The 24,617-nt window shown below is 63.1% G+C and carries 23 protein-coding genes and 4 tRNA genes; 26 read left to right on the top strand and 1 reads right to left on the bottom strand.

Annotation, left to right across the window (positions count from 1 at the left end; all coding sequences use genetic code 11):
* The 14 genes from FKP22_RS02555 to rpoC form a co-directional block, all read left to right on the top strand.
* The coding region (locus FKP22_RS02555; RefSeq protein ID WP_141284878.1) for a uracil-DNA glycosylase at positions 1 to 555 on the top strand (555 nt) is incomplete at its 5' end.
* Between the two features lie 102 nt (positions 556 to 657).
* Positions 658 to 743: transfer RNA gene (locus tag FKP22_RS02550), tRNA-Tyr, on the top strand.
* A 30-nt stretch (positions 744 to 773) separates the two neighbouring features.
* Positions 774 to 847 (top strand) — tRNA-Gly (locus tag FKP22_RS02545).
* A 153-nt stretch (positions 848 to 1,000) separates the two neighbouring features.
* Positions 1,001 to 1,075, top strand: a tRNA-Thr gene (locus tag FKP22_RS02540).
* A gap of 48 nt (positions 1,076 to 1,123) precedes the next feature.
* A complete protein-coding gene (tuf, locus tag FKP22_RS02535) occupies positions 1,124 to 2,314 on the top strand; it encodes an elongation factor Tu (protein WP_141284854.1) in 1,191 nt (396 codons plus the stop codon).
* 20 nt (positions 2,315 to 2,334) lie between these two features.
* Positions 2,335 to 2,410 (top strand) — tRNA-Trp (locus FKP22_RS02530).
* 159 nt (positions 2,411 to 2,569) lie between these two features.
* On the top strand, positions 2,570 to 2,956 hold the full coding sequence (gene secE, locus FKP22_RS02525; protein WP_141284876.1) for a preprotein translocase subunit SecE: 387 nt from the start codon (positions 2,570 to 2,572) through the stop codon (positions 2,954 to 2,956).
* 32 nt (positions 2,957 to 2,988) lie between these two features.
* Positions 2,989 to 3,570: a transcription termination/antitermination protein NusG gene (gene nusG, locus FKP22_RS02520; protein ID WP_141284874.1), complete on the top strand. Its 582-nt coding sequence runs from the start codon at positions 2,989 to 2,991 to the stop codon at positions 3,568 to 3,570.
* A gap of 113 nt (positions 3,571 to 3,683) precedes the next feature.
* Positions 3,684 to 4,115, top strand: coding sequence for a 50S ribosomal protein L11 (gene rplK / locus FKP22_RS02515; protein WP_141284872.1), 432 nt, complete (start codon positions 3,684 to 3,686; stop codon positions 4,113 to 4,115).
* Positions 4,116 to 4,829 carry a 50S ribosomal protein L1 gene (gene rplA / locus FKP22_RS02510; protein ID WP_141284870.1) on the top strand — a complete coding sequence of 238 codons (714 nt, stop codon included), beginning with the start codon at positions 4,116 to 4,118 and terminating at the stop codon, positions 4,827 to 4,829. It begins immediately after the preceding gene.
* 294 nt (positions 4,830 to 5,123) lie between these two features.
* Positions 5,124 to 5,660, top strand: coding sequence for a 50S ribosomal protein L10 (gene rplJ, locus FKP22_RS02505; RefSeq protein ID WP_141284868.1), 537 nt, complete (start codon positions 5,124 to 5,126; stop codon positions 5,658 to 5,660).
* Between the two features lie 49 nt (positions 5,661 to 5,709).
* Positions 5,710 to 6,087 (top strand): 50S ribosomal protein L7/L12, encoded by a 378-nt coding sequence (rplL, locus tag FKP22_RS02500; RefSeq protein ID WP_141284866.1) that lies wholly within the window; start codon positions 5,710 to 5,712, stop codon positions 6,085 to 6,087.
* A 340-nt stretch (positions 6,088 to 6,427) separates the two neighbouring features.
* Positions 6,428 to 10,549 (top strand): DNA-directed RNA polymerase subunit beta, encoded by a 4,122-nt coding sequence (gene rpoB / locus FKP22_RS02495; RefSeq protein ID WP_141284864.1) that lies wholly within the window; start codon positions 6,428 to 6,430, stop codon positions 10,547 to 10,549.
* Between the two features lie 67 nt (positions 10,550 to 10,616).
* Positions 10,617 to 14,840 carry a DNA-directed RNA polymerase subunit beta' gene (gene rpoC / locus FKP22_RS02490; RefSeq protein ID WP_141284862.1) on the top strand — a complete coding sequence of 1,408 codons (4,224 nt, stop codon included), beginning with the start codon at positions 10,617 to 10,619 and terminating at the stop codon, positions 14,838 to 14,840.
* Between the two features lie 63 nt (positions 14,841 to 14,903).
* Here rpoC and FKP22_RS02485 read toward each other — a convergent pair whose 3' ends face one another.
* Positions 14,904 to 15,383 (bottom strand): PIN domain-containing protein, encoded by a 480-nt coding sequence (locus FKP22_RS02485; RefSeq protein ID WP_141284860.1) that lies wholly within the window; start codon positions 15,381 to 15,383, stop codon positions 14,904 to 14,906.
* Between the two features lie 232 nt (positions 15,384 to 15,615).
* Between FKP22_RS02485 and rpsL the strand changes: the two genes are divergently transcribed.
* The 12 genes from rpsL to rpsC form a co-directional block, all read left to right on the top strand.
* On the top strand, positions 15,616 to 15,993 hold the full coding sequence (gene rpsL / locus FKP22_RS02480) for a 30S ribosomal protein S12 (protein WP_141284880.1): 378 nt from the start codon (positions 15,616 to 15,618) through the stop codon (positions 15,991 to 15,993).
* Positions 15,994 to 16,185: 192 nt separating this feature from the next.
* Positions 16,186 to 16,656 (top strand): 30S ribosomal protein S7, encoded by a 471-nt coding sequence (rpsG, locus tag FKP22_RS02475; protein WP_141284858.1) that lies wholly within the window; start codon positions 16,186 to 16,188, stop codon positions 16,654 to 16,656.
* A 68-nt stretch (positions 16,657 to 16,724) separates the two neighbouring features.
* Positions 16,725 to 18,827, top strand: a complete 2,103-nt coding sequence (gene fusA, locus FKP22_RS02470; RefSeq protein ID WP_141284856.1) for an elongation factor G — start codon at positions 16,725 to 16,727, stop codon at positions 18,825 to 18,827.
* Between the two features lie 207 nt (positions 18,828 to 19,034).
* Positions 19,035 to 20,225: an elongation factor Tu gene (gene tuf / locus FKP22_RS02465; protein WP_141284854.1), complete on the top strand. Its 1,191-nt coding sequence runs from the start codon at positions 19,035 to 19,037 to the stop codon at positions 20,223 to 20,225.
* A gap of 66 nt (positions 20,226 to 20,291) precedes the next feature.
* Positions 20,292 to 20,603 carry a 30S ribosomal protein S10 gene (gene rpsJ, locus FKP22_RS02460; protein WP_019561663.1) on the top strand — a complete coding sequence of 104 codons (312 nt, stop codon included), beginning with the start codon at positions 20,292 to 20,294 and terminating at the stop codon, positions 20,601 to 20,603.
* 249 nt (positions 20,604 to 20,852) lie between these two features.
* Positions 20,853 to 21,524: a 50S ribosomal protein L3 gene (gene rplC / locus FKP22_RS02455; RefSeq protein WP_141284852.1), complete on the top strand. Its 672-nt coding sequence runs from the start codon at positions 20,853 to 20,855 to the stop codon at positions 21,522 to 21,524.
* Positions 21,524 to 22,144, top strand: coding sequence for a 50S ribosomal protein L4 (gene rplD, locus FKP22_RS02450; protein ID WP_141284850.1), 621 nt, complete (start codon positions 21,524 to 21,526; stop codon positions 22,142 to 22,144). The genes rplC and rplD overlap by 1 nt, the downstream gene beginning before the upstream one ends.
* Positions 22,141 to 22,470, top strand: coding sequence for a 50S ribosomal protein L23 (gene rplW, locus FKP22_RS02445; RefSeq protein WP_141284848.1), 330 nt, complete (start codon positions 22,141 to 22,143; stop codon positions 22,468 to 22,470). The genes rplD and rplW overlap by 4 nt, the downstream gene beginning before the upstream one ends.
* A gap of 3 nt (positions 22,471 to 22,473) precedes the next feature.
* A complete protein-coding gene (rplB, locus tag FKP22_RS02440) occupies positions 22,474 to 23,298 on the top strand; it encodes a 50S ribosomal protein L2 (RefSeq protein WP_141284846.1) in 825 nt (274 codons plus the stop codon).
* Positions 23,299 to 23,308: 10 nt separating this feature from the next.
* Complete coding sequence (gene rpsS, locus FKP22_RS02435; protein ID WP_141284844.1) at positions 23,309 to 23,584, top strand: 30S ribosomal protein S19; 276 nt, start codon at positions 23,309 to 23,311, stop codon at positions 23,582 to 23,584.
* A gap of 11 nt (positions 23,585 to 23,595) precedes the next feature.
* The gene (rplV, locus tag FKP22_RS02430) at positions 23,596 to 23,925 is read left to right on the top strand and encodes a 50S ribosomal protein L22 (protein WP_141284842.1); all 330 of its coding nucleotides are present in this window, start codon (positions 23,596 to 23,598) and stop codon (positions 23,923 to 23,925) included.
* Between the two features lie 13 nt (positions 23,926 to 23,938).
* Positions 23,939 to 24,617, top strand: a 679-nt coding sequence (gene rpsC, locus FKP22_RS02425; RefSeq protein ID WP_141284840.1) for a 30S ribosomal protein S3, incomplete at its 3' end; no start/stop codon positions are given.

The following is a 24,617-nucleotide window of genomic DNA, read 5'->3' as shown; positions in this document are numbered from 1 at the left end:
TATCCCGGCGAGCCGCTGCGTGCGCTGGCCTTGACGCCTCTGGCGGCGGTCAAGGTGGTGATCCTGGGCCAGGACCCGTACCACGGGCCGGGTCAGGCCGAGGGCTTGTCGTTTTCGGTCCCGCCGGGCGTCAAGCCGCCACGCAGCCTGGGCAACATCTTTGTCGAGTTGCAACGTGACCTGGGGCTGAAGCCGCCCGGCCATGGGCACTTGCTGAAGTGGGCGCAGCGCGGCGTGCTGCTGCTGAACACTTCGCTCACGGTGGAAGATGGGCAGCCGGGCAGCCATGCCAAGCGCGGCTGGGAAGCGCTGACCGATGCGCTGATCCTGGCGCTTGCCCAGCGTGCAGCGCCGACCGTCTTCATGCTGTGGGGCGGTCACGCCCAGGCCAAAGCCGGACTGATCGAGCAGGCGGCGCCTGGGCGGCATCTGCTGCTGCAGTCGAATCACCCTTCGCCGCTGTCGGCGCGTCGGCCGCCCGTGCCCTTCATTGGCTGTGGGCATTTCTCGGCCGCCATGGCGGCGGTGCCTGGCCTGGACTGGTCTTTGGATTGAGCCAGGCCGGCGCCTGCCTTGGCGCTGCGATGTTGCGTTGCACCACCGCGCTGGAGGCTTGTTTTCGCAAATAAAAGCATGCTATAGTCTGTGGCTCTGCACGGAGGGGTGGCCGAGTGGTTAAAGGCAGCAGACTGTAAATCTGCCCGCTAACGCGTACGCTGGTTCGAATCCAGCCTCCTCCACCAGGCAGGGCACAATTCGAGGAACGAATCCCCGCGGGAGTAGTTCAATGGTAGAACCTTAGCCTTCCAAGCTAATGACACGGGTTCGATTCCCGTTTCCCGCTCCATGAGCGAGGCCGTGGGGTTGTGGCGTCAGGTCGGCCTGTTGGGCTGGCTGGATGCTCGGGTTGTGTGTGAGTGGTGTGTGAATTCGTCGGCACTGGTCTGGGTGTGTCGGGATGCATCAAGTTCCCAGGATGCGCTTCCAGACCTGTGTCGATGCCCATGTGGCTCAGTGGTAGAGCACTCCCTTGGTAAGGGAGAGGTCGCGCGTTCGATCCGCGCCATGGGCACCACCGCTTTCGATGTCGTTTTTTTGATCTCGACCGCCGCAGGAGCGCAAGATGGCAAAAGGCAAGTTTGAACGGACCAAGCCGCACGTGAACGTGGGCACGATTGGTCACGTGGACCATGGCAAGACGACGCTGACGGCGGCGATCACGACGATTCTGTCGGCCAAGTTCGGTGGCGAGGCGAAGGCCTACGACCAGATCGATGCGGCGCCGGAAGAAAAGGCGCGCGGCATCACGATCAACACTGCACACGTTGAATACGAGACCGCCAACCGCCACTACGCGCACGTTGACTGCCCGGGCCACGCTGACTATGTGAAGAACATGATCACCGGTGCTGCCCAGATGGACGGCGCGATCCTGGTGTGCTCGGCCGCTGACGGCCCGATGCCGCAGACCCGCGAGCACATCCTGCTGGCGCGTCAGGTGGGCGTTCCCTACATCATCGTGTTCCTGAACAAGTGCGACATGGTGGACGACGCCGAGCTGCTGGAACTGGTCGAAATGGAAGTGCGCGAGCTGCTGTCCAAGTACGACTTCCCGGGCGACGACACCCCCATCGTCAAGGGCTCGGCCAAGCTGGCGCTCGAAGGCGACAAGGGCGAGCTGGGCGAAGGCGCCATCATGGCCCTGGCCGACGCGCTGGACAGCTACATCCCGACGCCTGAGCGCGCCGTGGACGGCTCCTTCCTGATGCCGGTGGAAGACGTGTTCTCGATCTCGGGCCGTGGCACCGTGGTGACCGGCCGTATCGAGCGCGGCATCATCAAGGTCGGCGAATCGATCGAAATCGTCGGCATCAAGGCCACGCAAGTGACCACCTGCACCGGCGTGGAAATGTTCCGCAAGCTGCTGGACCAGGGCATGGCGGGCGACAACGTCGGCATCCTGCTGCGCGGCACCAAGCGTGAAGACGTCGAGCGCGGCCAAGTGCTGTGCAAGCCGGGCAGCGTCAAGCCGCACACCCACTTCACCGCCGAGATCTATGTCCTGTCCAAGGACGAAGGCGGCCGTCACACGCCGTTCTTCAACAACTATCGCCCGCAGTTCTACTTCCGCACGACGGACGTGACCGGCGCGGTGGAACTGCCCAAGGACAAGGAAATGGTCATGCCGGGCGACAACGTCAGCATCACCGTCAAGCTGATCGCCCCGATCGCGATGGAAGAAGGCCTGCGCTTCGCCATCCGTGAAGGTGGCCGCACCGTCGGCGCCGGCGTGGTTGCCAAGATCATCGAGTAATCGAGCAAGTTGAAGGCCACAGGGGTATAGCTCAATTGGCAGAGCGTCGGTCTCCAAAACCGAAGGTTGTAGGTTCGATTCCTACTGCCCCTGCCAGCATCGGCGCTCAGGTCTGAGTTGCCGTTCTGGTCCAAGGCCTGATCAGCCAGCCCGCAGGCCTTGTGCCCGGCGGGCTTTGCTGCTGTTGGGCGCCGGGTGTTCGAGCCCTTGTCGCAGGTTTTACCGGCCCGTCACCCGGATCGCAAGTTGAAAGCAATGTCCACCCCTTCCCAAGTCGAAACCCTCTCCACCGGCGCTGACAAGGCCAAGCTGGCCGCTGTCGCAGTGCTGGTCGTCGGTTCGGTCGTGGCGTTTTACCTGCTGAACCAACAGCCGATGTGGCTGCGCGTGATTGCGCTGCTGGTGGGCCTGGCGGTCGCGGTGGGCCTGTTTTTCACCTCCGAAAGTGGCAAGCAGTTGATCGCCTACGGCCGCGAGTCGGTTCGCGAGGTCAAGAAGGTCGTCTGGCCGGCCCCGAAGGAAGCAGCGCAGATGACGGGCTACGTGTTTGCCTTTGTCATCCTGATGGCGCTGTTCCTGTGGCTGACCGACAAATCCCTGGAGTGGGTGCTGTACGACCTGATCCTGGGCTGGAAGCACTGATTCCTGGTGCACACAAAAGAGGTCCACAGAGCATGAGCGATTCCATCGCAAACGACGCAACGCCCGCTTCGCCGGCAGCCTCCGGCCAGCGCTGGTACGTCGTCCATGCCTATTCGGGCATGGAAAAGGCCGTGGAGCGCAACCTGCGCGAGCGGATCGACCGCGCCGGCATGCAGTCCAAGTTCGGCCGCATCCTGGTGCCGACCGAAGAAGTGGTCGAGCTGAAGAATGGCAAGAAGTCGGTCACCGAGCGCCGATTCTTCCCGGGTTATGTGCTGGTCGAGATGCTGATGGACGATGAGTCCTGGCACTTGGTCAAGCACACCAGCAAGGTCACCGGCTTTGTCGGCGGCGCGCGCAATCGCCCGGCACCGATCTCGGAGGCCGAGGTCATGAAGATCGTCAACCAGATGCAAGAAGGCATCGAGAAACCCCGGCCCAAGGTCGAGTGGGAAGTTGGCGAGCTGGTGCGGGTCAAGGAAGGCCCGTTCACCGACTTCAACGGCGCTGTCGAAGAAGTCAACTACGAGAAGTCCAAGGTCAAGGTCTCGGTCACGATCTTCGGTCGCGCCACGGGCGTCGAGCTGGATTTCTCGCAAGTCGAGAAAGTTTGAATCTCTGACCGCTGGCGGGCTTGACCCGGCGCCAGCGGTTTTTGTCGTTCCGGGTCATCAGCGAGGAGCCAAGGGGTCACTCCCAAGGCGTTTGAACTCGAAAGGAGCCATTCATGGCAAAGAAGATCGTCGGCTTCATCAAGCTGCAAATCCCGGCCGGCAAGGCCAACCCGTCGCCGCCCGTCGGCCCGGCACTGGGCCAGCGCGGCCTGAACATCATGGAGTTCTGCAAGGCGTTCAACGCCCAGACCTCCGGCATGGAACCCGGCCTGATGCTGCCGGTGGTCATCACCGCGTTTGCCGACAAGTCCTTCACCTTCGTGCTGAAGTCGCCCCCGGCGACCGTGCTGATCAAGAAGGCCATCGGCCTGGGCAAGGGTTCGGACAAGCCGCACCTGAACAAGGTTGGCAAGATCACCCGCGCCCAGCTGGAAGAGATCGCCAAGACCAAGCAAAAAGACCTGACGGCGGCCGACATGGACGCTGCAGTGAAGACCATCGCCGGCTCTGCCCGTTCGATGGGCGTGATCGTGGAGGGTGTGTAAATGGCCAAGCTGACCAAAAAAGCCAAGACCCTGCAAGGCAAGGTCGACAGCCTGAAGCTGTACGCGATCGGCGAAGCACTGACGCTGGTGAAGAGCGCAGCCACCGCCAAGTTCGATGAATCCATCGACGTGGCCGTGCAGCTGGGCATTGACCCGAAGAAGTCTGACCAGGTCGTGCGTGGCGCCGTCGTGCTGCCCAACGGCACCGGCAAGACCAAGCGTGTCGCCGTGTTCGCCCAAGGTGCCAAGGCTGACGAAGCCCGCGCCGCTGGCGCCGACGTGGTCGGCATGGAAGACCTGGCCGAGCAGGTCAAGGCCGGCAACATCAACTTCGACGTCGTGATCGCTTCGCCGGACACGATGCGCGTGGTCGGTACGCTGGGCCAGATCCTGGGCCCGCGCGGCCTGATGCCGAACCCGAAGGTCGGCACCGTGACGCCGGACGTCGCCACGGCGGTGCGCAACGCCAAGGCTGGTCAGGTGCAGTTCCGCGTTGACAAGGGCGGCATCATCCACGGCACCATCGGCCGTCGCTCGTTCGACGACGACAAGCTGGTTGGCAACCTGGCCGCGCTGCTGGATGCACTGAACAAGGCCAAGCCGGCCGCGTCCAAGGGCGTGTACCTGCGCAAGGTCGCGGTGTCTTCGACCATGGGCGTCGGCGCCCGCGTCGAAATCGCCTCGGTTGCCGCGGCCACGGCCCCGGCTGCCTGAAGCAGCATTGAATCAAGGCCGGCGCGGCTGTCTTGACGCGCGGGTCTGACATTGGTGGGCTGAGGCGGGCAACCGCCGCAGGCCATCCAAGACCGCTGGTGGTGGGGTGTTTCGATGCCCAGCCTTAATCGCGAACCGGGCCTGCCCGGCAAGCACCAGCGCAGATGGCGTCCCCGCCGTGAAGATGGAGGTTCCAGTGTATGGAGCGTCTCTCGGAATCGGTTAGGTCGCTGCAATCCTGGTGTGTCGAACGGGTCGCAAGACTTGCAGACACGTTTTTGTGAGGAGTAGACCTTGAGTCTCAACCGCAACGAGAAGGCGGCCGTGGTCGAGGAAGTGGCAGCGCAAGTCGCCAAGTCCCAGACCCTGGCGTTGGCCGAGTACCGTGGCCTCACCGTGGAAAACCTGAACAAGCTGCGCGTCGATGCGCGTGCCAAGGGTGTGTACCTTCACGTCGTGAAGAACACCCTGGCCCGTCGCGCCGTCGCCGGCACCCCGTTCGAGGTGGTCACGGAGAGCATGGTCGGTCCGCTGATCTACGGCTTTTCGGAAGATGCTGTCGCCGCGGCCAAAGTCATCGCTGACTTTGCCAAGGGCAACGACAAGCTGGTCATCAAGGCCGGCGCCTATGCAGGCAAGGTCCTGAACGCCGACGGCGTGAAGGCCCTGGCTGCGATCCCCAGCAAGGAAGTCCTGCTGTCGCAGATCGCTGGCTTGCTGAAGTCGCCGGTGCAGCGCATTGCTGCCGTGGTGGCCGCATTGGCCGAGCAAAAGGGCGCTGGCGCGGAAGCTCCGGCTGACGCTGCGCCTGCCGAAGAAGCTGCCGCCTGAGCGCCGCAGCCGATCCCTACACTGAATCATTGAATACGAGGTAACTCAAATGGCATTCGATAAAGACGCCTTCCTGACCGCCCTGGACAGCATGTCCGTGATGGAACTGAACGACCTGGTCAAGGCGATTGAAGAGAAGTTTGGCGTGTCCGCCGCTTCGATGGCCGCTCCTGCCGCTGGTGGCGCTGGTGGCGCTGCCGCCGTGGTCGAAGAGAAGACCGAATTCAACGTCGTGCTGCTGGAAGCCGGCGCCCAAAAGGTGCAGGTCATCAAGGCCGTGCGCGAACTGACGGGCCTGGGCCTGAAGGAAGCCAAGGACCTGGTCGACGGCGCTCCGAAGAACGTGAAGGAAGCCGTGCCGAAGGCCGACGCCGAAGCCGCTGTCAAGAAGCTGGTGGAAGCCGGCGCCAAGGCCGAAGTGAAGTAATTCACCTTCGCAGCAAGGGGCTGGGGGTCCGAAAGGGCTCCCGGCCTTTTGTGTTTTCTGCGCAAGCGCGCGGAAGGCGGGCGTCGGCGGGCATTGACCCTGCCGAGGACAGCTGAAATGACCTGCGCAATAATGGCCGGTTATTCCAAGTGTTCTCTGATCCGACTGCAGAAGAACCAGGTTTGGTCGGGCTCCGGTGCAATGCCGGGGTTGTCCGCCAGCGGTTGGTAGTGGCCAACCACCAAGCTTTCAGGCTTCCCGCCCGGGAAATCCGCCTGCAAAAGCCAGTCGCCGACGAGGTTCCCCGCTAGGCCGGCGGGTGCCCGATACGGAGTGTTCAATGGCGCAAGCAACCCCCTACAGCTACACCGAGCGCAAGCGAATTCGCAAGAGCTTCGGCAAGCGTGAGAGCGTTCTCAACGTCCCCTACCTGCTCACCATGCAGCGGGAATCCTACGTCGCCTTCCTGCAGAAGGAAGTGCCGCCGCAACAGCGCAAACCTGAAGGTTTGCAGGCGGCGTTCCTGTCCGCGTTCCCGATTGTTTCGCACAACGGGTTCGTGGAGATGAAGTTCATCGAATTCAACATCGCGCGACCGGCCTTCGACACGCGCGAATGCCAGCAGCGCGGGCTGACCTATGCAGCGGCCGTGCGTGCCAAGCTGCAGATGATCATCTATGACCGCGAGTCGCATCCGGCGAAGGTGGTCAAGGAGATCAAGGAGCAGGAGGTCTACATGGGCGAAGTGCCCCTGATGACCGACTACGGCTCCTTCATCGTCAATGGCACCGAGCGTGTCATCGTCTCGCAGCTGCACCGCTCGCCTGGCGTGTTCTTCGAACACGACAAGGGCAAGACGCACTCGTCGGGCAAGCTGCTGTTCAGCGCGCGGATCATTCCTTACCGCGGCTCGTGGCTGGACTTCGAGTTCGACCCGAAGGACATCCTGTACTTCCGTGTCGACCGCCGCCGCAAGATGCCGGTGACGATCCTGCTGAAGGCCATCGGCCTGAACCCGGAAGCGATCCTGGCGCACTTCTTCGACAACGACAGCTTCCGCCTGATGGACACCGGCGCACAGCTGGAGTTCGTGCCTGAGCGCCTGAAGGGCGAAGTGGCGCGCTTCGACATCACCGACAAGGACGGCAACGTCATCGTCGAGAAGGACAAGCGCATCACCGCGCGCCATGCGCGCCAGCTGGAGCAGACCGGCACCAACTTCATCTCGGTGCCGGAAGACTTCCTGGTGGGCCGCGTGGTCGCCCGCAACATGGTCGACCCGGACACCGGCGAGATCATTGCGAAGGCCAATGACGAGCTGACCGAATCGCTGCTGAAGAAGCTGCGCGGCGCCGGCATCAAGGACCTGCAGTGCCTGTTCACCAATGAACTGGACCAGGGCGCCTACATCAGCCAGACGCTGAGCCTGGACGAAACCGCCGACCAGCTGGCCGCGCGCGTGGCGATCTACCGCATGATGCGCCCCGGCGAGCCGCCAACCGAAGATGCGGTGGAAGCACTGTTCCAGCGCTTGTTCTACAACGCCGACACCTACGATCTGTCGCGCGTGGGCCGGATGAAGTTCAACGCCCGCGTGGGCCGCGACGTGCCGGAAGGCCCGATGACGCTGTCCAACGAGGACATCATCTACGTCGTGAAGATCCTGGTCGAGTTGCGCAATGGCCGCGGCGAAGTCGATGACATCGACCACCTGGGCAATCGGCGTGTGCGTTGCGTGGGCGAACTGGCCGAGAACCAGTATCGCTCGGGTCTCGCGCGGATCGAGAAGGCCGTCAAGGAACGCCTCGGCCAGGCCGAGACCGAAGCCCTGATGCCGCACGACCTGATCAACTCCAAGCCGATCTCCGCGGCGCTCAAGGAGTTCTTCGGTGCGTCGCAGCTGTCGCAGTTCATGGACCAGACCAACCCGCTTTCGGAAATCACGCACAAGCGTCGTGTTTCCGCACTGGGCCCGGGCGGTCTGACCCGCGAGCGCGCCGGCTTCGAAGTGCGCGACGTGCACCCGACCCACTACGGCCGTGTCTGCCCGATCGAAACGCCGGAAGGCCCGAACATCGGCCTGATCAACTCGCTGGCCCTGTACGCGCAGCTCAACGAATACGGCTTCCTGGAGACGCCGTATCGCCGCGTGAACGACGGCAAGGTGACGATGCAGATCGATTACCTGTCGGCCATCGAGGAAGGCAAGTACGTCATTGCCCAGGCGAACGCGACGCTGGACAAGGAAGGCACGCTGACCGATGAGCTGGTCTCGGCCCGTGAAAACGGCGAATCGGTGCTGACCTCGCCGGAACGCATCCAGTACATGGACGTGGCGCCGACGCAGATCGTGTCGGTGGCGGCCTCGCTGGTGCCGTTCCTCGAGCACGACGATGCGAACCGCGCGCTGATGGGCGCCAACATGCAGCGTCAGGCCGTGCCGGTGCTGCGCCCCGAAAAGGCGCTGGTCGGTACCGGTGTCGAGCGCGTCGCTGCGGTCGACTCGGGCACGGTGGTCACGGCACGCCGCGGCGGCGTGGTCGACTATGTCGACACCAACCGCGTGGTGATCCGTGTCAACGACGACGAAACCCTGGCGGGCGAAGTCGGCGTGGACATCTACAACCTGATCAAGTACCAGCGCTCGAACCAGAACACCAACATCCACCAACGCGCCATCGTGCGCCGCGGTGACCAGGTGGCGGCTGGCGACGTGGTGGCCGACGGTGCGTCGACCGACCTGGGTGAACTGGCCCTGGGCCAGAACATGCTGGTCGCGTTCATGCCCTGGAACGGCTACAACTTCGAAGACTCGATCCTGATCAGCGAACGCGTCGTCGCCGAAGACCGCTACACCTCGATCCACATCGAGGAACTGGTGGTGATGGCCCGCGACACCAAGCTGGGCTCGGAAGAAATCACGCGCGACATCCCGAACCTGAGCGAGCAGCAACTGGCTCGCCTGGACGAGTCGGGCATCGTCTATGTCGGCGCCGAAGTGACGCCAGGCGACGTGCTGGTCGGCAAGGTCACGCCCAAGGGCGAGACCACGCTGACGCCGGAAGAAAAGCTGCTGCGCGCGATCTTCGGCGAGAAGGCTTCCGACGTGAAGGACACTTCGCTGCGCGTGGACCAGGGCACGAACGGCACCGTGATCGACGTGCAGGTCTTCACCCGTGAAGGCATCCAGCGCGACAAGCGCGCCCAGCAGATCATCGACGATGAGCTGAAGCGTTTCCGCCTGGACCTGAACGACCAGCTGCGCATCGTCGAGCTGGACGCTTTCGACCGGATCGAGAAGCTGCTGAACGGCCGCATCGCCAACGGTGGCCCGCAAAAGCTGGCCAAGGGCACGACGATCGACAAGGCCTACCTGGCTGGCATCGACAAGTACCACTGGTTCGACGTGCGCCCGGCGGAAGACGAAGTCGCCAACCAGCTCGAGTCGATCAAGAACTCGCTGGAGCAGACCCGTCACAGCTTCGACCTGGCTTTCGAAGAGAAGCGCAAGAAGCTGACCCAGGGCGACGAGCTGCCCGCTGGCGTGCTGAAGATGGTCAAGGTCTACCTGGCCGTCAAGCGCCGCCTGCAGCCTGGCGACAAGATGGCCGGCCGTCACGGCAACAAGGGCGTCGTGTCCAAGATCACCCCGATCGAAGACATGCCCTACATGGCCGACGGCACGCCTGCCGACATCGTGCTGAATCCGCTGGGCGTGCCCTCGCGGATGAACGTGGGTCAGGTGCTGGAAGTCCACCTGGGCTGGGCCGGCAAGGGCATTGGCCAGCGCATCGGCGACATGCTGCAGCACGAGGCCAAGGTGGCCGAGCTGCGCAAGTTCTTCGACGAGCTGTACAACAAGTCCGGCGGCAAGGTCGAGCACATCGAAGACCTCTCCGACAAGGAAGTGGTCGAGATGGCGCAGGAGCTGACCAAGGGCGTGCCGTTCGCGACGCCGGTGTTCGACGGTGCGAAGGAAGAAGAAATCCGCCGCATGCTGAAGCTGGCCTACCCGGACGACATCGCCGCCCGCAAGGGGCTGACCGACACGCGCACCCAGGCCTGGCTGCACGACGGCCGCACCGGCGACCAGTTCGAGCGCCCGACCACGGTGGGCTACATGCACGTGCTGAAGCTGCACCACTTGGTGGACGACAAGATGCACGCCCGTTCGACCGGCCCGTACAGCCTGGTCACCCAGCAGCCGCTGGGCGGCAAGGCCCAGTTCGGTGGCCAGCGCTTCGGCGAAATGGAAGTGTGGGCACTGGAAGCCTATGGCGCCGCTTACGTGCTGCAGGAAATGCTGACCGTGAAGTCCGACGACGTGAACGGCCGCACCAAGGTCTACGAGAACATCGTCAAGGGTGAGCACGCGATTGACGCCGGCATGCCGGAGTCGTTCAACGTGCTGGTCAAGGAAATTCGTTCGCTCGGCATCGACATCGAGCTCGAGCGCAACTGATGACCTTGCGGGACCGGGCTGGCCTGCATGGCGGCCCGGTCTTCAAACTGACTACTAGGAGAAATCAATGAAGGGTTTGCTGGACCTGTTCAAGCAGTTCACCCCCGACGAGCACTTCGACGCGATCCGGATCGGGCTTGCCTCGCCCGAGAAGATTCGCTCGTGGTCCTTCGGTGAAGTGAAGAAGCCCGAGACCATCAACTACCGGACCTTCAAGCCGGAACGTGATGGCCTGTTTTGCGCCAAGATCTTTGGCCCGATCAAGGACTACGAGTGCCTGTGCGGCAAGTACAAGCGCCTGAAGCACCGCGGCGTGATCTGCGAGAAGTGCGGCGTTGAAGTCACGCAGACCAAGGTTCGCCGTGACCGCATGGGTCACATCGACCTGGCGGCGCCGTGCGCGCACATCTGGTTCCTGAAGTCGCTGCCGTCGCGTCTGGGCCTGGTGCTCGACATGACGCTGCGCGACATCGAACGCGTGCTGTACTTCGAAGCCTACGTGGTCGTGGACCCGGGCATGACGCCGCTGAAGAAGTTCTCGATCATGAGCGAGGACGACTTCGAGGCCAAGCGCGTCGAGTTCGGTGACGAGTTCGTCGCGCTGATGGGCGCCGAAGGCATCCAGAAGCTGCTGGCCGAGATGGACCTCGACGTCGAGATCGACAAGCTGCGCAACGACATGACCGGCAGCGAGCTGAAGGTCAAGAAGAATTCCAAGCGCCTGAAGGTGATGGAAGCCTTCAAGAAGTCGGGCATCAAGCCGCACTGGATGGTGATGGACGTGCTGCCAGTGCTGCCGCCGGACCTGCGTCCGCTGGTGCCGCTGGACGGCGGCCGCTTCGCGACCTCCGACCTGAACGACCTGTACCGCCGCGTCATCAACCGGAACAACCGGTTGGCGCGCCTGCTGGAGCTGAAGGCCCCCGAGATCATCGTGCGCAACGAAAAGCGCATGCTGCAGGAGGCAGTCGACTCGCTGCTGGACAACGGCCGCCGCGGCAAGGCGATGACGGGTGCGAACAAGCGCGCCCTGAAGTCGCTGGCCGACATGATCAAGGGCAAGTCAGGCCGCTTCCGCCAGAACCTGCTGGGCAAGCGCGTCGACTACTCCGGTCGTTCGGTGATCACCGTGGGCCCGACGCTCAAGCTGCACCAGTGCGGCCTGCCCAAGCTGATGGCCCTCGAATTGTTCAAGCCTTTCATCTTCTCGCGCCTGGAGGCGATGGGCATCGCCACCACCATCAAGGCGGCGAAGAAGGAAGTCGAGAGCGGCACGCCGGTGGTCTGGGACATCCTTGAAGAAGTCATCAAGGAACACCCGGTCATGCTCAACCGTGCGCCGACGCTGCACCGCCTGGGCATCCAGGCGTTCGAGCCGGTGCTGATCGAAGGCAAGGCGATCCAGCTGCACCCTCTCGTTTGCGCGGCGTTCAACGCCGACTTCGACGGTGACCAGATGGCCGTGCACGTGCCGCTGTCGATCGAAGCCCAGATGGAAGCGCGCGCGCTGATGCTGGCTTCGAACAACGTGCTGTTCCCGGCTTCGGGCGAGCCGTCCATCGTGCCGTCGCAAGACGTGGTGCTGGGCCTGTACTACGCCACCCGCGAGCGCATCAACGGCAAGGGCGAAGGCATGATCTTCTCCGACACCGTGGAACTCCAGCGCGCGCTGGACAACGCGGCCGTCGAGATCACCGCCAAGATCTCGGTCCGCCTGGTCGAATGGACCAAGGACGCCGAAGGTGTGTTCCAGCCTGAAACCAAGCTGGTCGACACCACGGTGGGCCGTGCGCTGCTGTCCGAGATCCTGCCCAAGGGCCTGGCTTTCTCGAACATCAACAAGGCGCTGAAGAAGAAAGAGATCTCGCGCCTGATCAACACTTCGTTCCGCAAGTGCGGTCTGAAGGAAACGGTTGTGTTCGCCGACAAGCTGCTGCAGTCGGGCTTCCGCCTGGCTACGCGCGCCGGCATCTCGATCGCGATCGACGACATGTTGGTGCCGCCGCAAAAGGCAGCGCTGATCGAGCGCGCCGAGAAGGAAGTCAAGGAGATCGAACAGCAGTACGTCTCCGGCCTGGTGACGGCTGGCGAGCGCTACAACAAGGTGGTGGACATCTGGGGCAAGACCGGCGACGAAGTCGGCAAGGTCATGATGAGCCAGCTGTCCAAGCAGAAGGTCATCGACCGTCATGGCAAGGAAGTCGACACCGAGTCGTTCAACTCCATCTACATGATGGCCGACTCCGGTGCCCGGGGCTCTGCCGCGCAGATCCGCCAGCTGGCGGGCATGCGGGGCCTGATGGCCAAGCCTGATGGCTCCATCATCGAGACGCCGATCACCGCGAACTTCCGCGAAGGCCTGAACGTTCTGCAGTACTTCATCTCCACCCACGGCGCCCGCAAGGGCCTGGCGGACACGGCGCTGAAGACCGCGAACTCCGGCTACCTGACGCGTCGCCTGGTCGACGTGACGCAGGACCTGGTCGTGACCGAGACCGATTGCGGCACCGAAAACGGCTTCGCGATGCGTGCGCTGGTCGAAGGCGGCGAAGTGATCGAATCGCTGCGCGACCGCATCCTGGGCCGCGTCTGCGCGATCGAGGTCACCCATCCTGAGACCCAGGAAATGGTGCTGCCGGCCGGCACGATGCTGGACGAAGACCTGCTGGACGTGCTCGAAGCCGCTGGCGTCGACGAAGTCAAGGTCCGCACCCCGCTGACCTGCGAAACCCGCTACGGCCTGTGCGCCAGCTGCTACGGCCGTGACCTCGGCCGCGGTGGCCTGGTCAACACCGGTGAAGCGGTGGGCGTGATTGCCGCGCAGTCCATCGGCGAGCCGGGCACGCAGCTGACAATGCGGACCTTCCACATCGGTGGCGCGGCTTCGCGTGCGGCGGTGGCTTCCAGCGTGGATGCGAAGTCCGATGGTTTCATCGGTTTCAACGCCACGATGCGCTACGTGACCAACAGCAAGGGCGAGCTGGTGGTGATTTCGCGTTCCGGCGAAATCGTCATCTCCGACCAGCATGGCCGCGAGCGTGAGCGCCACAAGGTGCCGTACGGCGCGATCCTGAACGTCAAGGCCGACCAGCAGCTCAAGGCTGGCACGGTGCTGGGCAACTGGGACCCGCTGACGCGCCCGATCATCACGGAATTCGCCGGCAAGGCGAAGTTCGAGAATGTCGAAGAAGGCGTGACGGTGGCCAAGCAGCTGGACGAAGTGACCGGCCTGTCGACGCTGGTGGTCATCGACCCGAAGCGCCGCGGCGCTGCCAAGGTCATCCGGCCGCAGGTCAAGCTGCTGGACGCGCTGGGCCAGGAAGTGAAGATCCCTGGCACCGACCACTCGGTGACCATCGGCTTCCCGGTCGGCTCGCTGGTGCAGATCCGCGACGGCCAGGACCTCGCCCCTGGCGAAGTGCTGGCGCGCATTCCGGTCGAAGGCCAGAAGACGCGGGACATCACCGGCGGTCTGCCGCGGGTGGCCGAGCTGTTCGAGGCGCGTTCGCCGAAGGACGTTGGCACCCTGGCAGAGCGCACCGGCACGGTGTCGTTCGGCAAGGAAACCAAGGGCAAGGTTCGCCTGCAGATCACCGATCCGGAAGGCCAGGTCTACGAAGAACTGGTTCCGAAGGAAAAGAACATCCTGGTGCACGAAGGCCAGGTGGTGAACCGCGGCGAATTGATCGTCGACGGCTCGGCGGACCCGCAGGACATCCTGCGCCTGCTGGGTGTCGAGGAACTGGCGCGCTACATCGTCGACGAAGTCCAGGACGTGTATCGCCTGCAAGGTGTGAAGATCAACGACAAGCACATCGAGGTGATCGTTCGCCAGATGCTGCGTCGTGTGCAGATCACCAACTCGGGCGACTCGAACTACATCGTTGGCGAGCAGGTCGAACGTTCGGAGCTGTTCAACACCAACGAACGGCTGCAGCGTGAAGACAAGCTGCCGGCGACTTATGCCGACGTGCTGCTGGGCATCACCAAGGCCTCGCTGTCGACCGACTCGTTCATCTCCGCGGCCTCCTTCCAGGAAACCACCCGCGTGCTGACCGAAGCGGCCATCATGGGCAAGCGCGACGAGCTGCGCGGCCTGAAGGAAAACGTCATCGTCGGCCGCCTGATCCCCGCGGGCACCGGCATGGCCTTCCACCTGGCCCGCAAGGCCAAGGAAGAGATGGACGACACCGAGCGCCGCGCCATCGCGATGCAGGAAGCCGAAGAGCTGGCTTCGGCCCAGCTGGCCAGCCTGGACGCGCAAGCGCCCGCCGAAGGCAGCGCGGACTAAAGCGACGAAGCACCGGGCTTCGGCCTGGCACGGTGCAAAAGGGCGACCCAAGGGTCGCCTTTTTTATTCAGCGGGTCGTTTCAGACCTGGCTGGGCGGCCCAGGCTGTGGGGGGCTGGATCTCGGCCCCCAGCAGCGCTGCGCGCTTCCTGAGCTTCAGCACCGCCTTGTCGCGGCTCAGCAGCAGCGCGCCGGTGGCAATCGCCAGGTCGATGAATTTCTGATCGTCACGGTCGGTGCAGCGTGGTGTGCCCAGCGGCAGCACCGGCACGGGTTGCAGCTGCACGTACTGGTCGAAATGCGCCAGCACGCTCGTGGCCGTGCCCGGCCAAGTCGGCGCCAGACCGCGTGCGGTGAAGCGGTCCAGCACGTGCGACAGCTCGTCGCGCATCGCCTTGGTGGCCAGCCAGGTCCAGCGCGTGGGCTGCAACTCGGCTTGCCAGCCGGCGCAAAGGGCATTGCCGAACAGTTGCCAGTCCAGGATGGACTGCGTGTCGATCACCAGTGCACGTGGAAAATCGGGAGAGTGGGCACTTGCATTCATGGGTTGCCGGCGGCGGCAGCGAAGTCGAATGCCAAGCGCCTTGCGGGAAAAGGAGCGGCTTACTATAATCGAGGGCTTTTCGGCGGAAAACTGCCGTGCTTTGGCGTTGCCGCAACTTGCGCAAGTCAGCGCAAGCCAGTGTTTTTGCGATCTTCGGTGAGCCGTGATGGGCTCGTTCGAGGTCTGCCGAAAAGACGTTTTTCACGTAACTTCAAACGGGAACAAGTTACCCATGCCAACCATCAACCAGCTCGTGCGCCAAGGCCGTCAGGCCGAAGTCACGAAGTCGAAGTCGCCGGCAATGCAGAATTGCCCGCAACGCCGCGGCGTCTGCACCCGCGTCTACACCACGACCCCGAAGAAGCCGAACTCGGCACTGCGGAAGGTCGCCAAGGTTCGCCTGACCAACGGTTTCGAGGTCATCTCGTACATAGGCGGTGAAGGCCACAACCTGCAAGAGCACAGCGTTGTGCTCGTGCGCGGCGGCCGGGTCAAGGACTTGCCAGGCGTGCGCTACCACATCGTGCGTGGCTCGCTTGACCTGCAAGGCGTCAAGGATCGCAAGCAGTCGCGTTCCAAGTACGGCGCGAAGCGCCCGAAGAGCAAATAAGTCCAAAGCGGTCCGCAAGGGCTTTTGGAAAAGTTGTCATGTCCGGCCGCAGGGCCTCAGGATGTGAAGTTGCGGTCAGTCCTCATGTCGAGTGGCTGGACCGAGTAAGTGAGAGATCTGCCGCAGAGCGGTTCATGGTCTTTCGCGGTGCGGGAATGTTCCGGCACCAACTGAAGATGAAGGAAGAGAGAAATGCCTCGTCGTCGCGAAGTCCCCAAGCGGGACATCCTGCCTGATCCGAAGTTCGGTTCGGTGGACCTGTCCAAGTTCATGAACGTGATCATGGAGTCGGGCAAGAAGGCCGTTGCGGAGCGCATCATTTACGGTGCCCTCGAGCAGGTTGAGAACAAGGCCAAGAAGGACCCGCTGGAGGTCTTCATGGTCGCGCTCAACAACGTCAAACCGATGGTGGAAGTCAAGTCCCGCCGCGTGGGCGGTGCGAACTACCAAGTTCCCGTGGAAGTTCGCCCTGTTCGCCGGATGGCCCTGGCCATGCGCTGGCTGAAGGAATCGGCACGCAAGCGCGGTGAGAAGTCGATGGCTGCGCGTCTGGCCAATGAGCTGCTGGAGGCCTCTGAAGGCCGTGGCGGCGCGATGAAGAAGCGTGACGAAGTGCACCGCATGGCGGAAGCCAACAAGGCCTTCTCGCACTTCCGCTTCTAAACCCTGTCCTTTTGGCCGCCTAGGGTTGTCACCAACCCCGGGCGGCTCTTCGCATTTGGAGTGTCACCATGGCTCGCAAGACCCCCATCGAGCGCTACCGCAACATCGGTATCTCGGCTCACATCGACGCTGGCAAGACCACGACGACTGAGCGCATCCTGTTCTATACCGGTGTGAACCACAAGATCGGTGAAGTGCACGACGGCGCCGCCACGATGGACTGGATGGAGCAGGAGCAGGAGCGTGGCATCACGATCACCTCCGCTGCGACGACCTGTTTCTGGAAGGGCATGGACCTGTCCCTGCCGGAACACCGCATCAACATCATCGACACCCCCGGACACGTGGACTTCACGATTGAAGTCGAACGTTCGATGCGCGTGCTTGACGGTGCCTGCATGGTCTATTGCGCCGTGGGTGGCGTGCAGCCGCAGTCGGAAACAGTCTGGCGCCAGGCCAACAAGTACCACGTGCCGCGTCTGGCCTTCGTGAACAAGATGGACCGCACGGGTGCGAACTTCTTCAAGGTCGTGGACCAGATGAAGGCTCGCCTGAAGGCCAACCCGGTGCCCATCGTGATTCCGATCGGTGCCGAAGAAAACTTCAAGGGCGTGGTTGACCTCATCAAGATGAAGGCCATCTTCTGGGACGAAGCCTCCCAGGGCATGAAGTTCAGCTACGAAGACATCCCCGCCGACCTGGTGGAGCTGGCTCAAGAGTGGCGCGAGAAGATGGTCGAGGCTGCAGCCGAAGCCACTGAAGAGCTGATGAACAAGTACCTCGAGACGGGCGACCTGACCGAGGAAGAGATCAAGTCGGCCATCCGCACCCGCACCATCGCTGCTGAAATTCAGCCGATGTTCTGCGGCACCGCTTTCAAGAACAAGGGCGTGCAGCGCATGCTGGATGGCGTGATCGACTTCATGCCGTCGCCTGCGGACATTCCGCCGGTCCCGGGCACCGACGACGACGACCAGCCGACCACGCGCGAACGCACTGACGAAGCCAAGTTTGCCGCCCTGGCCTTCAAGCTGATGACCGACCCGTTCGTCGGCCAGCTGACCTTCGTTCGTGTGTACTCTGGCGTGCTGGCTTCCGGCGCGACGGTCTACAACCCGATCAAGGGCAAGAAGGAGCGCATCGGCCGGATCCTGCAGATGCACGCCAACCAGCGTGAAGAAATCAAGGAAATTTTGGCCGGCGACATCGCTGCCTGCGTGGGCTTGAAGGACGTCACCACGGGTGAAACCCTGTGCGACCCCGAAGCCATCATCACGCTGGAAAAGATGGTCTTCCCGGAGCCGGTGATCTCGCAGGCTGTCGAGCCCAAGACCAAGGCTGACCAGGAAAAGATGGGCATCGCGCTGGGCCGCCTGGCTGCGGAAGATCCTTCTTTCCGCGTGCGCACCGACGAAGAGTCGGGCCAGACCATCATTTCCGGCATGGGCGAGCTGCACCTGGAAATCATCGTCGACCGCATGAAGCGCGAATTCGGCGTCGAAGCCAACGTAGGCAAGCCGCAGGTGGCCTACCGCGAAACCATCCGCAAGTCGGTGGAAGACGTCGAAGGCAAGTTCGTGCGCCAGTCCGGCGGCAAGGGCCAGTACGGCCACGTCGTGTTGAAGGTCGAGCCGCAAGAGCCGGGCAAGGGCTTCGAGTTCGTCGACGCCATCAAGGGCGGCGTGGTGCCGCGCGAGTTCATCCCCGCGGTGGAAAAGGGCCTGATCGACACGCTGCCAAACGGCGTGCTGGCCGGCTTCCCGGTCGTGGACGTGAAGGTCACGCTGACCTTCGGTTCGTACCACGAAGTGGACTCGAACGAAAACGCGTTCAAGATGGCCGCATCCATGGGCTTCAAGGACGGTATGCGCAAGGCTTCGCCGGTCATCCTGGAGCCGATGATGGCCGTGGAAGTCGAGACGCCTGAGGACTACGCCGGCAACGTGATGGGCGACCTGTCCAGCCGTCGCGGCATGGTGCAGGGCATGGACGACATGGTCGGCGGCGGCAAGGTCATCAAGGCCGAAGTTCCGCTGTCGGAAATGTTCGGCTACTCGACCACGCTGCGCTCGATGTCGCAAGGCCGTGCCACGTACACGATGGAGTTCAAGCACTATTCGGAAGCCCCGAAGAACGTGGCCGACGCCATCATCACGTCCCGCGCCAAGTAAAAACGCAACGCCACCCAGTGGCCGCCGCGGATCTGGCTCTGCCAGTCCGCTGGTGGCGCCCCTTGAGGGGAGCGCCGCAGGCGCTCGGGGTGGTTCCAATTTGGTCTTCGGCGCCACGCACGACGTGGTTGGCAAGCTGCCCGTGGCAGCCAGTGCTGGAGACCCTAAACCGACACGGGCAATTGTTCTTTCTCTGGAGAATACGAAATGGCAAAAGGCAAGTTTGAACGGACCAAGCCGCACGTGAACGTGGGCACGATTGGTCACGTGGACCATGGCAAGACGACGCTGACGGCGGCGATCACGACGATTCTGTCGGCCAAGTTCGGTGGCGAGGCCAAGGCCTACGACCAGATCGATGCGGCGCCGGAAGAAAAGGCACGCGGCATCACGATCAACACCGCACACGTTGAATACGAGACCGCCAACCGCCACTACGCGCACGTTGACTGCCCGGGCCACGCTGACTATGTGAAGAACATGATCACCGGTGCTGCCCAGATGGACGGCGCGATCCTGGTGTGCTCGGCCGCTGACGGCCCGATGCCGCAGACCCGCGAGCACATCCTGCTGGCGCGTCAGGTCGGTGTGCCGTACATCATCGTGTTCCTGAACAAGTGCGACATGGTGGACGACGCCGAGCTGCTGGAACTCGTCGAAATGGAAGTGCGCGAGCTGCTTTCCAAGTACGACTTCCCGGGCGACGACACCCCCATCGTCAAGGGCTCGGCCAAGCTGGCGCTCGAAGGCGACAAGGGCGAGCTGGGCGAAGGCGCCATCATGGCCCTGGCCGACGCACTGGACAGCTACATCCCGACGCCTGAGCGTGCAGTGGACGGCTCCTTCCTGATGCCGGTGGAAGACGTGTTCTCGATCTCGGGCCGTGGCACCGTGGTGACGGGCCGTATCGAGCGCGGCATCATCAAGGTCGGCGAATCGATCGAAATCGTCGGCATCAAGGCCACGCAAGTGACCACCTGCACCGGCGTGGAAATGTTCCGCAAGCTGCTGGACCAGGGCATGGCTGGCGACAACGTCGGCATCCTGCTGCGCGGCACCAAGCGTGAAGACGTCGAGCGCGGCCAAGTGCTGTGCAAGCCGGGCAGCGTCAAGCCGCACACCCACTTCACCGCCGAGATCTATGTCCTGTCCAAGGACGAAGGCGGCCGTCACACGCCGTTCTTCAACAACTATCGCCCGCAGTTCTACTTCCGCACGACGGACGTGACCGGCGCGGTGGAGCTGCCCAAGGACAAGGAAATGGTCATGCCGGGCGACAACGTCAGCATCACCGTCAAGCTGATCGCCCCGATCGCGATGGAAGAGGGCCTGCGCTTCGCCATCCGTGAAGGTGGCCGCACCGTCGGCGCCGGCGTGGTTGCCAAGATCATCGAGTAATTGCATGACCGGCGGTCGGTGCCAGCCAGGTGCCCTCCGCCTCATCGCTCTTTTTTAGGAACAGTCATGCAAAAGCAAAAGATCCGCATCCGCCTGAAGGCTTTCGATTACAAGCTGATCGACCAGTCCGCCCTGGAAATCGTTGACACCGCCAAGCGCACCGGCGCGATCGTCAAGGGCCCCGTGCCCCTGCCGACCCGCATGCAGCGCTTCGACATCCTGCGTTCGCCGCACGTCAACAAGACCTCGCGCGACCAGTTCGAGATCCGCACGCACCAGCGCCTGATGGACATCGTCGACCCGACCGACAAGACCGTCGACGCGCTGATGAAGCTGGACCTGCCGGCTGGCGTGGACGTCGAGATCAAGCTGCAGTAAGCAGCCCTGCGAACAGCGTGCTTGCGGGTTCGCCCGCAGGCACGCTATACTCGCAAGCTTTTCCGCGTTAAAGGGTGGTGCGCTTTGGTGCTCCGCCCTTTGCCGTGTGGATAGAGCAATTGGCTTCGGCGGCGCGGAGAGCCCTTCAAGGTGATTCGCGGCGACTGAAGCTTCGTCAGCCCGGCCAATCGTTGTCGGGTTTGTTAAACCGGCCTCCTCGCCATGAGGGCATGGGGGCGGAGAAAAACCATGAGTCTTAGCAACCGTCTCGGCTTGCTGGGCCGCAAGGTGGGCATGATGCGTGTGTTCACGGACGATGGCGATGCCATCCCTGTGACCGTGCTGGATGTGTCCAACAACCGCGTGACCCAGATCAAGACCGTTGAGACCGACGGCTACAGCGCCATCCAGGTGGCGTTCGGTTCGCGCAAAGCATCGCGCGTGACCAAGCCAGAAGCCGGCCACCTCGCGAAAGCGGGCGTCGAAGCCGGTGAAATCCTCAAGGAATTCCGTGTCGCGGCCGACGTGGCCGCCGAGTACAAGCCGGGCGCTGTCGTTCCCGTCTCCCTGTTCGCCACCGGCGAAAAGGTCGACGTGCAGGGCACCTCCATCGGCAAGGGCTTCGAGGGCACCATCAAGCGCCACAACTTCGGCTCGCAGCGCGCGTCGCACGGCAACAGCCGTTCGCACAACGTGCCGGGTTCGATCTCGATGGCGCAGGATCCGGGCCGCGTGTTCCCGGGCAAGAAGATGTCCGGCCACATGGGCGACGAAACCGTCACGACCCAGAACCTCGACGTCATCCGCATCGATGAAGCGCGCCAGCTGCTGCTGGTCCGCGGTGCGGTGCCGGGCGCCAAGAACGGCCACGTGGTCGTGCGTCCTGCCGTCAAGGCGAAGGCCAAGAAGGGAGCCAACTGATGCAACTCGAGCTCCTGAACGAACAAGGTCAGGCCACGTCCAAGGTGGACGCGCCCGACACCGTGTTCGCCCGTGATTACAACGAAGCCCTGGTGCACCAGATCGTCGTGGCCTTCCAGGCCAATGCGCGTCAAGGCACCCGTGCCCAGAAGAACCGCGAAGCGGTTCACCACTCGACCAAGAAGCCGTTCCGCCAAAAGGGCACCGGCCGCGCTCGTGCTGGTATGACGTCCTCGCCGCTGTGGCGCGGGGGTGGTCGCACCTTCCCGAACAGCCCGGACGAGAACTTCACCCAGAAGGTCAACAAGAAGATGTATCGCGCCGGCATGGCTGCGATCCTGTCTCAGTTGGCCCGCGACGGCCGCCTGGCCGTGGTGGATTCGCTGGCTGTCGACTCGCCGAAGACCAAGGAACTGGCTGCCAAGTTCAAGGCCATGGGCCTGAGCTCGGTGATGGTCATCTCCGACCAGATCGACGACAACCTGTTCCTGGCTTCGCGCAACCTGGCCAATGTGCTGGTCGTCGAGCCGCGCTACGCCGATCCGCTGTCACTGGTCTTCTACAAGAAGGTGCTGGTGACCAAGGCCGCGATCGAGCAGCTCAAGGAGATGTTCGCATGAGCCGCATCAACCCCGTCATCGGTAAATTCAATGAAGGCCGCCTGGCCCAGGTGCTGGTTGCGCCGGTGATCTCGGAAAAGGCCACCATGGTCGCCGAGAAGCACAACCAGGTCCTGTTCAAGGTCCTGCGCGACGCCACCAAGCCTGAAATCAAGGCCGCGGTCGAGCTGCTGTTCAAGGTCGATGTCGAAGCCGTGGCTGTCGTCAACGTCAAGGGCAAGGCCAAGCGCTTTGGCAAGAACATGGGCCGTCGCGACCACGTCAAGAAGGCGTATGTCTCGCTGAAGGCCGGCCAGGAGCTCAACTTCTCCGGGGAGGCCGCGTAAATCATGGCAGTCGTCAAAGTCAAACCGACCTCCGCCGGCCGTCGCGCCGTCGTCAAGGTCGTTCACAAGCACCTGCACAAGGGCGCGCCGGAAGCTTCGCTGCTGGAACCCCAGAAGCAGAACTCCGGCCGCAACAACAACGGTCACATCACGGTTCGCCACAAGGGCGGTGGTCACAAGCACCACTACCGCGTGGTCGACTTCAAGCGCAACAAGGACGGCATTCCGGCCAAGGTCGAACGCATCGAGTACGACCCGAACCGCACCGCCCACATTGCGCTGGTGTGCTACGCCGATGGCGAGCGCCGCTACATCATCGCCCCGCGCGGTCTTGAAGTCGGTGCCACCATCATGAGCGGCTCGGAAGCGCCGATCAAGGCTGGCAACACGCTGCCGATCCGCAACATCCCGGTGGGTTCGACCATCCATTGCATCGAAATGATGCCTGGCAAGGGCGCGCAGATTGCGCGTTCGGCCGGCACCTCGGTGACCTTGATGGCGCGCGAAGGCACCTACGCCCAGCTTCGGCTGCGTTCGGGTGAAGTCCGCAAGATCCACATCGAGTGCCGCGCCACCATCGGTGAAGTCAGCAACGAAGAGCACAACCTGCGCCAGTACGGCAAGGCTGGTGCGATCCGTTGGAAGGGCATCCGTCCGACCGTTCGTGGTACTGCCATGAACCCGGTGGACCACCCGCACGGTGGCGGCGAAGGCCGTACCGGCGAGGGCCAGGCTCCCGTGTCGCCGTGGAACACCCTGACCAAGGGCTACCGCACTCGCAACAACAAGCGCACGCAGACGTTCATCGTCTCGCGTCGCAAGAAGTAAGGGCTGGACCATGGCACGTTCACTCAAGAAGGGTCCCTTTGTGGACCACCACCTTCTGGCCAAGGCTGAAAAAGCCGTCGCCGTGAAGGACAAGAAGCCGATCAAGACCTGGTCGCGCCGTTCGACGATCCTGCCCGACTTCATTGGCCTGACGATTGCCGTGCACAACGGCAAGCAGCATGTGCCCGTGTATGTGAGCGACCAGATGGTCGGCCACAAGCTGGGCGAGTTCGCACTGACCCGTACGTTCAAGGGTCACCCTGCGGACAAAAAGGCCAAGAAGTAAAGGACACGACGATGGAAACGAAAGCAATCGTCCGTGGCGTGCGACTGTCGGCCGACAAGGGCCGGCTTGTCGCCGACCTGATTCGCGGCAAGAAAGTCGATCAAGCGCTCAACATTCTGGCGTTCACCCAGAAGAAGGCCGCCGGGATCGTCAAGAAGGCACTCGAGAGCGCCATCGCCAACGCCGAGCACAACGACGGCGCGGACATCGACGAACTGAAGGTCACCTCGATCTACGTGGAGCAAGGCACCACGCTGAAGCGTTTCTCGGCCCGCGCAAAGGGCCGTGGAAATCGCATCAGCAAGGGCACTTGCCACATCTACGTGACCGTGGGCAACTAAGCCAAGGAAGACCATGGGACAAAAAATCCACCCGACCGGCTTCCGGCTCCCCGTCACCCGTGCATGGGCGTCGCGCTGGTATGCAAACAACCGCAACTTCGCCGGCATGCTGGCCGAAGACCTGCAGGTTCGTGAATTCCTGAAGGCCCGGCTGAAGAATGCCGCCGTGTCTCGCATCCTGATCGAGCGTCCTGCGAAGAACGCCCGCATCACGATCTACTCCGCCCGTCCGGGCGTGGTGATCGGCAAGAAGGGTGAAGACATCGAGAACCTGAAGGCCGAACTGACCCGCCGCCTGGGCGTGCCGGTGGCAGTGAACATCGAGGAGGTGCGCAAGCCCGAAATCGATGCGCAGCTGATCGCCGACTCGATCACCCAGCAGTTGGAAAAGCGCATCATGTTCCGCCGCGCGATGAAGCGCGCGATGCAGAACGCGATGCGCCTGGGCGCCCAGGGCATCAAGATCATGTCGTCCGGCCGTCTGAACGGCATCGAAATCGCTCGTTGCGAGTGGTATCGCGAAGGCCGTGTGCCGCTGCACACCCTGAAGGCCGACATTGACTACGGTTTCTCGGAAGCCAAGACCACCTACGGCGTCATCGGCGTCAAGGTCTGGGTCTACCGCGGTGACCGCCTGGCCAATGGCGAAGCGCCGACCATCAACACGCCTCCGGGTGCTGAAGATGATCGCC

Origin of the sequence: Ideonella azotifigens, assembly GCF_006519715.1 — a bacterium.
GTDB classification, from domain to species: Bacteria; Pseudomonadota; Gammaproteobacteria; order Burkholderiales; family Burkholderiaceae_C; genus Ideonella; species Ideonella azotifigens.
The sequence above is the reverse complement of the archived record's forward strand: the minus strand, read 5'-3'. Positions and strand labels throughout refer to the sequence as shown.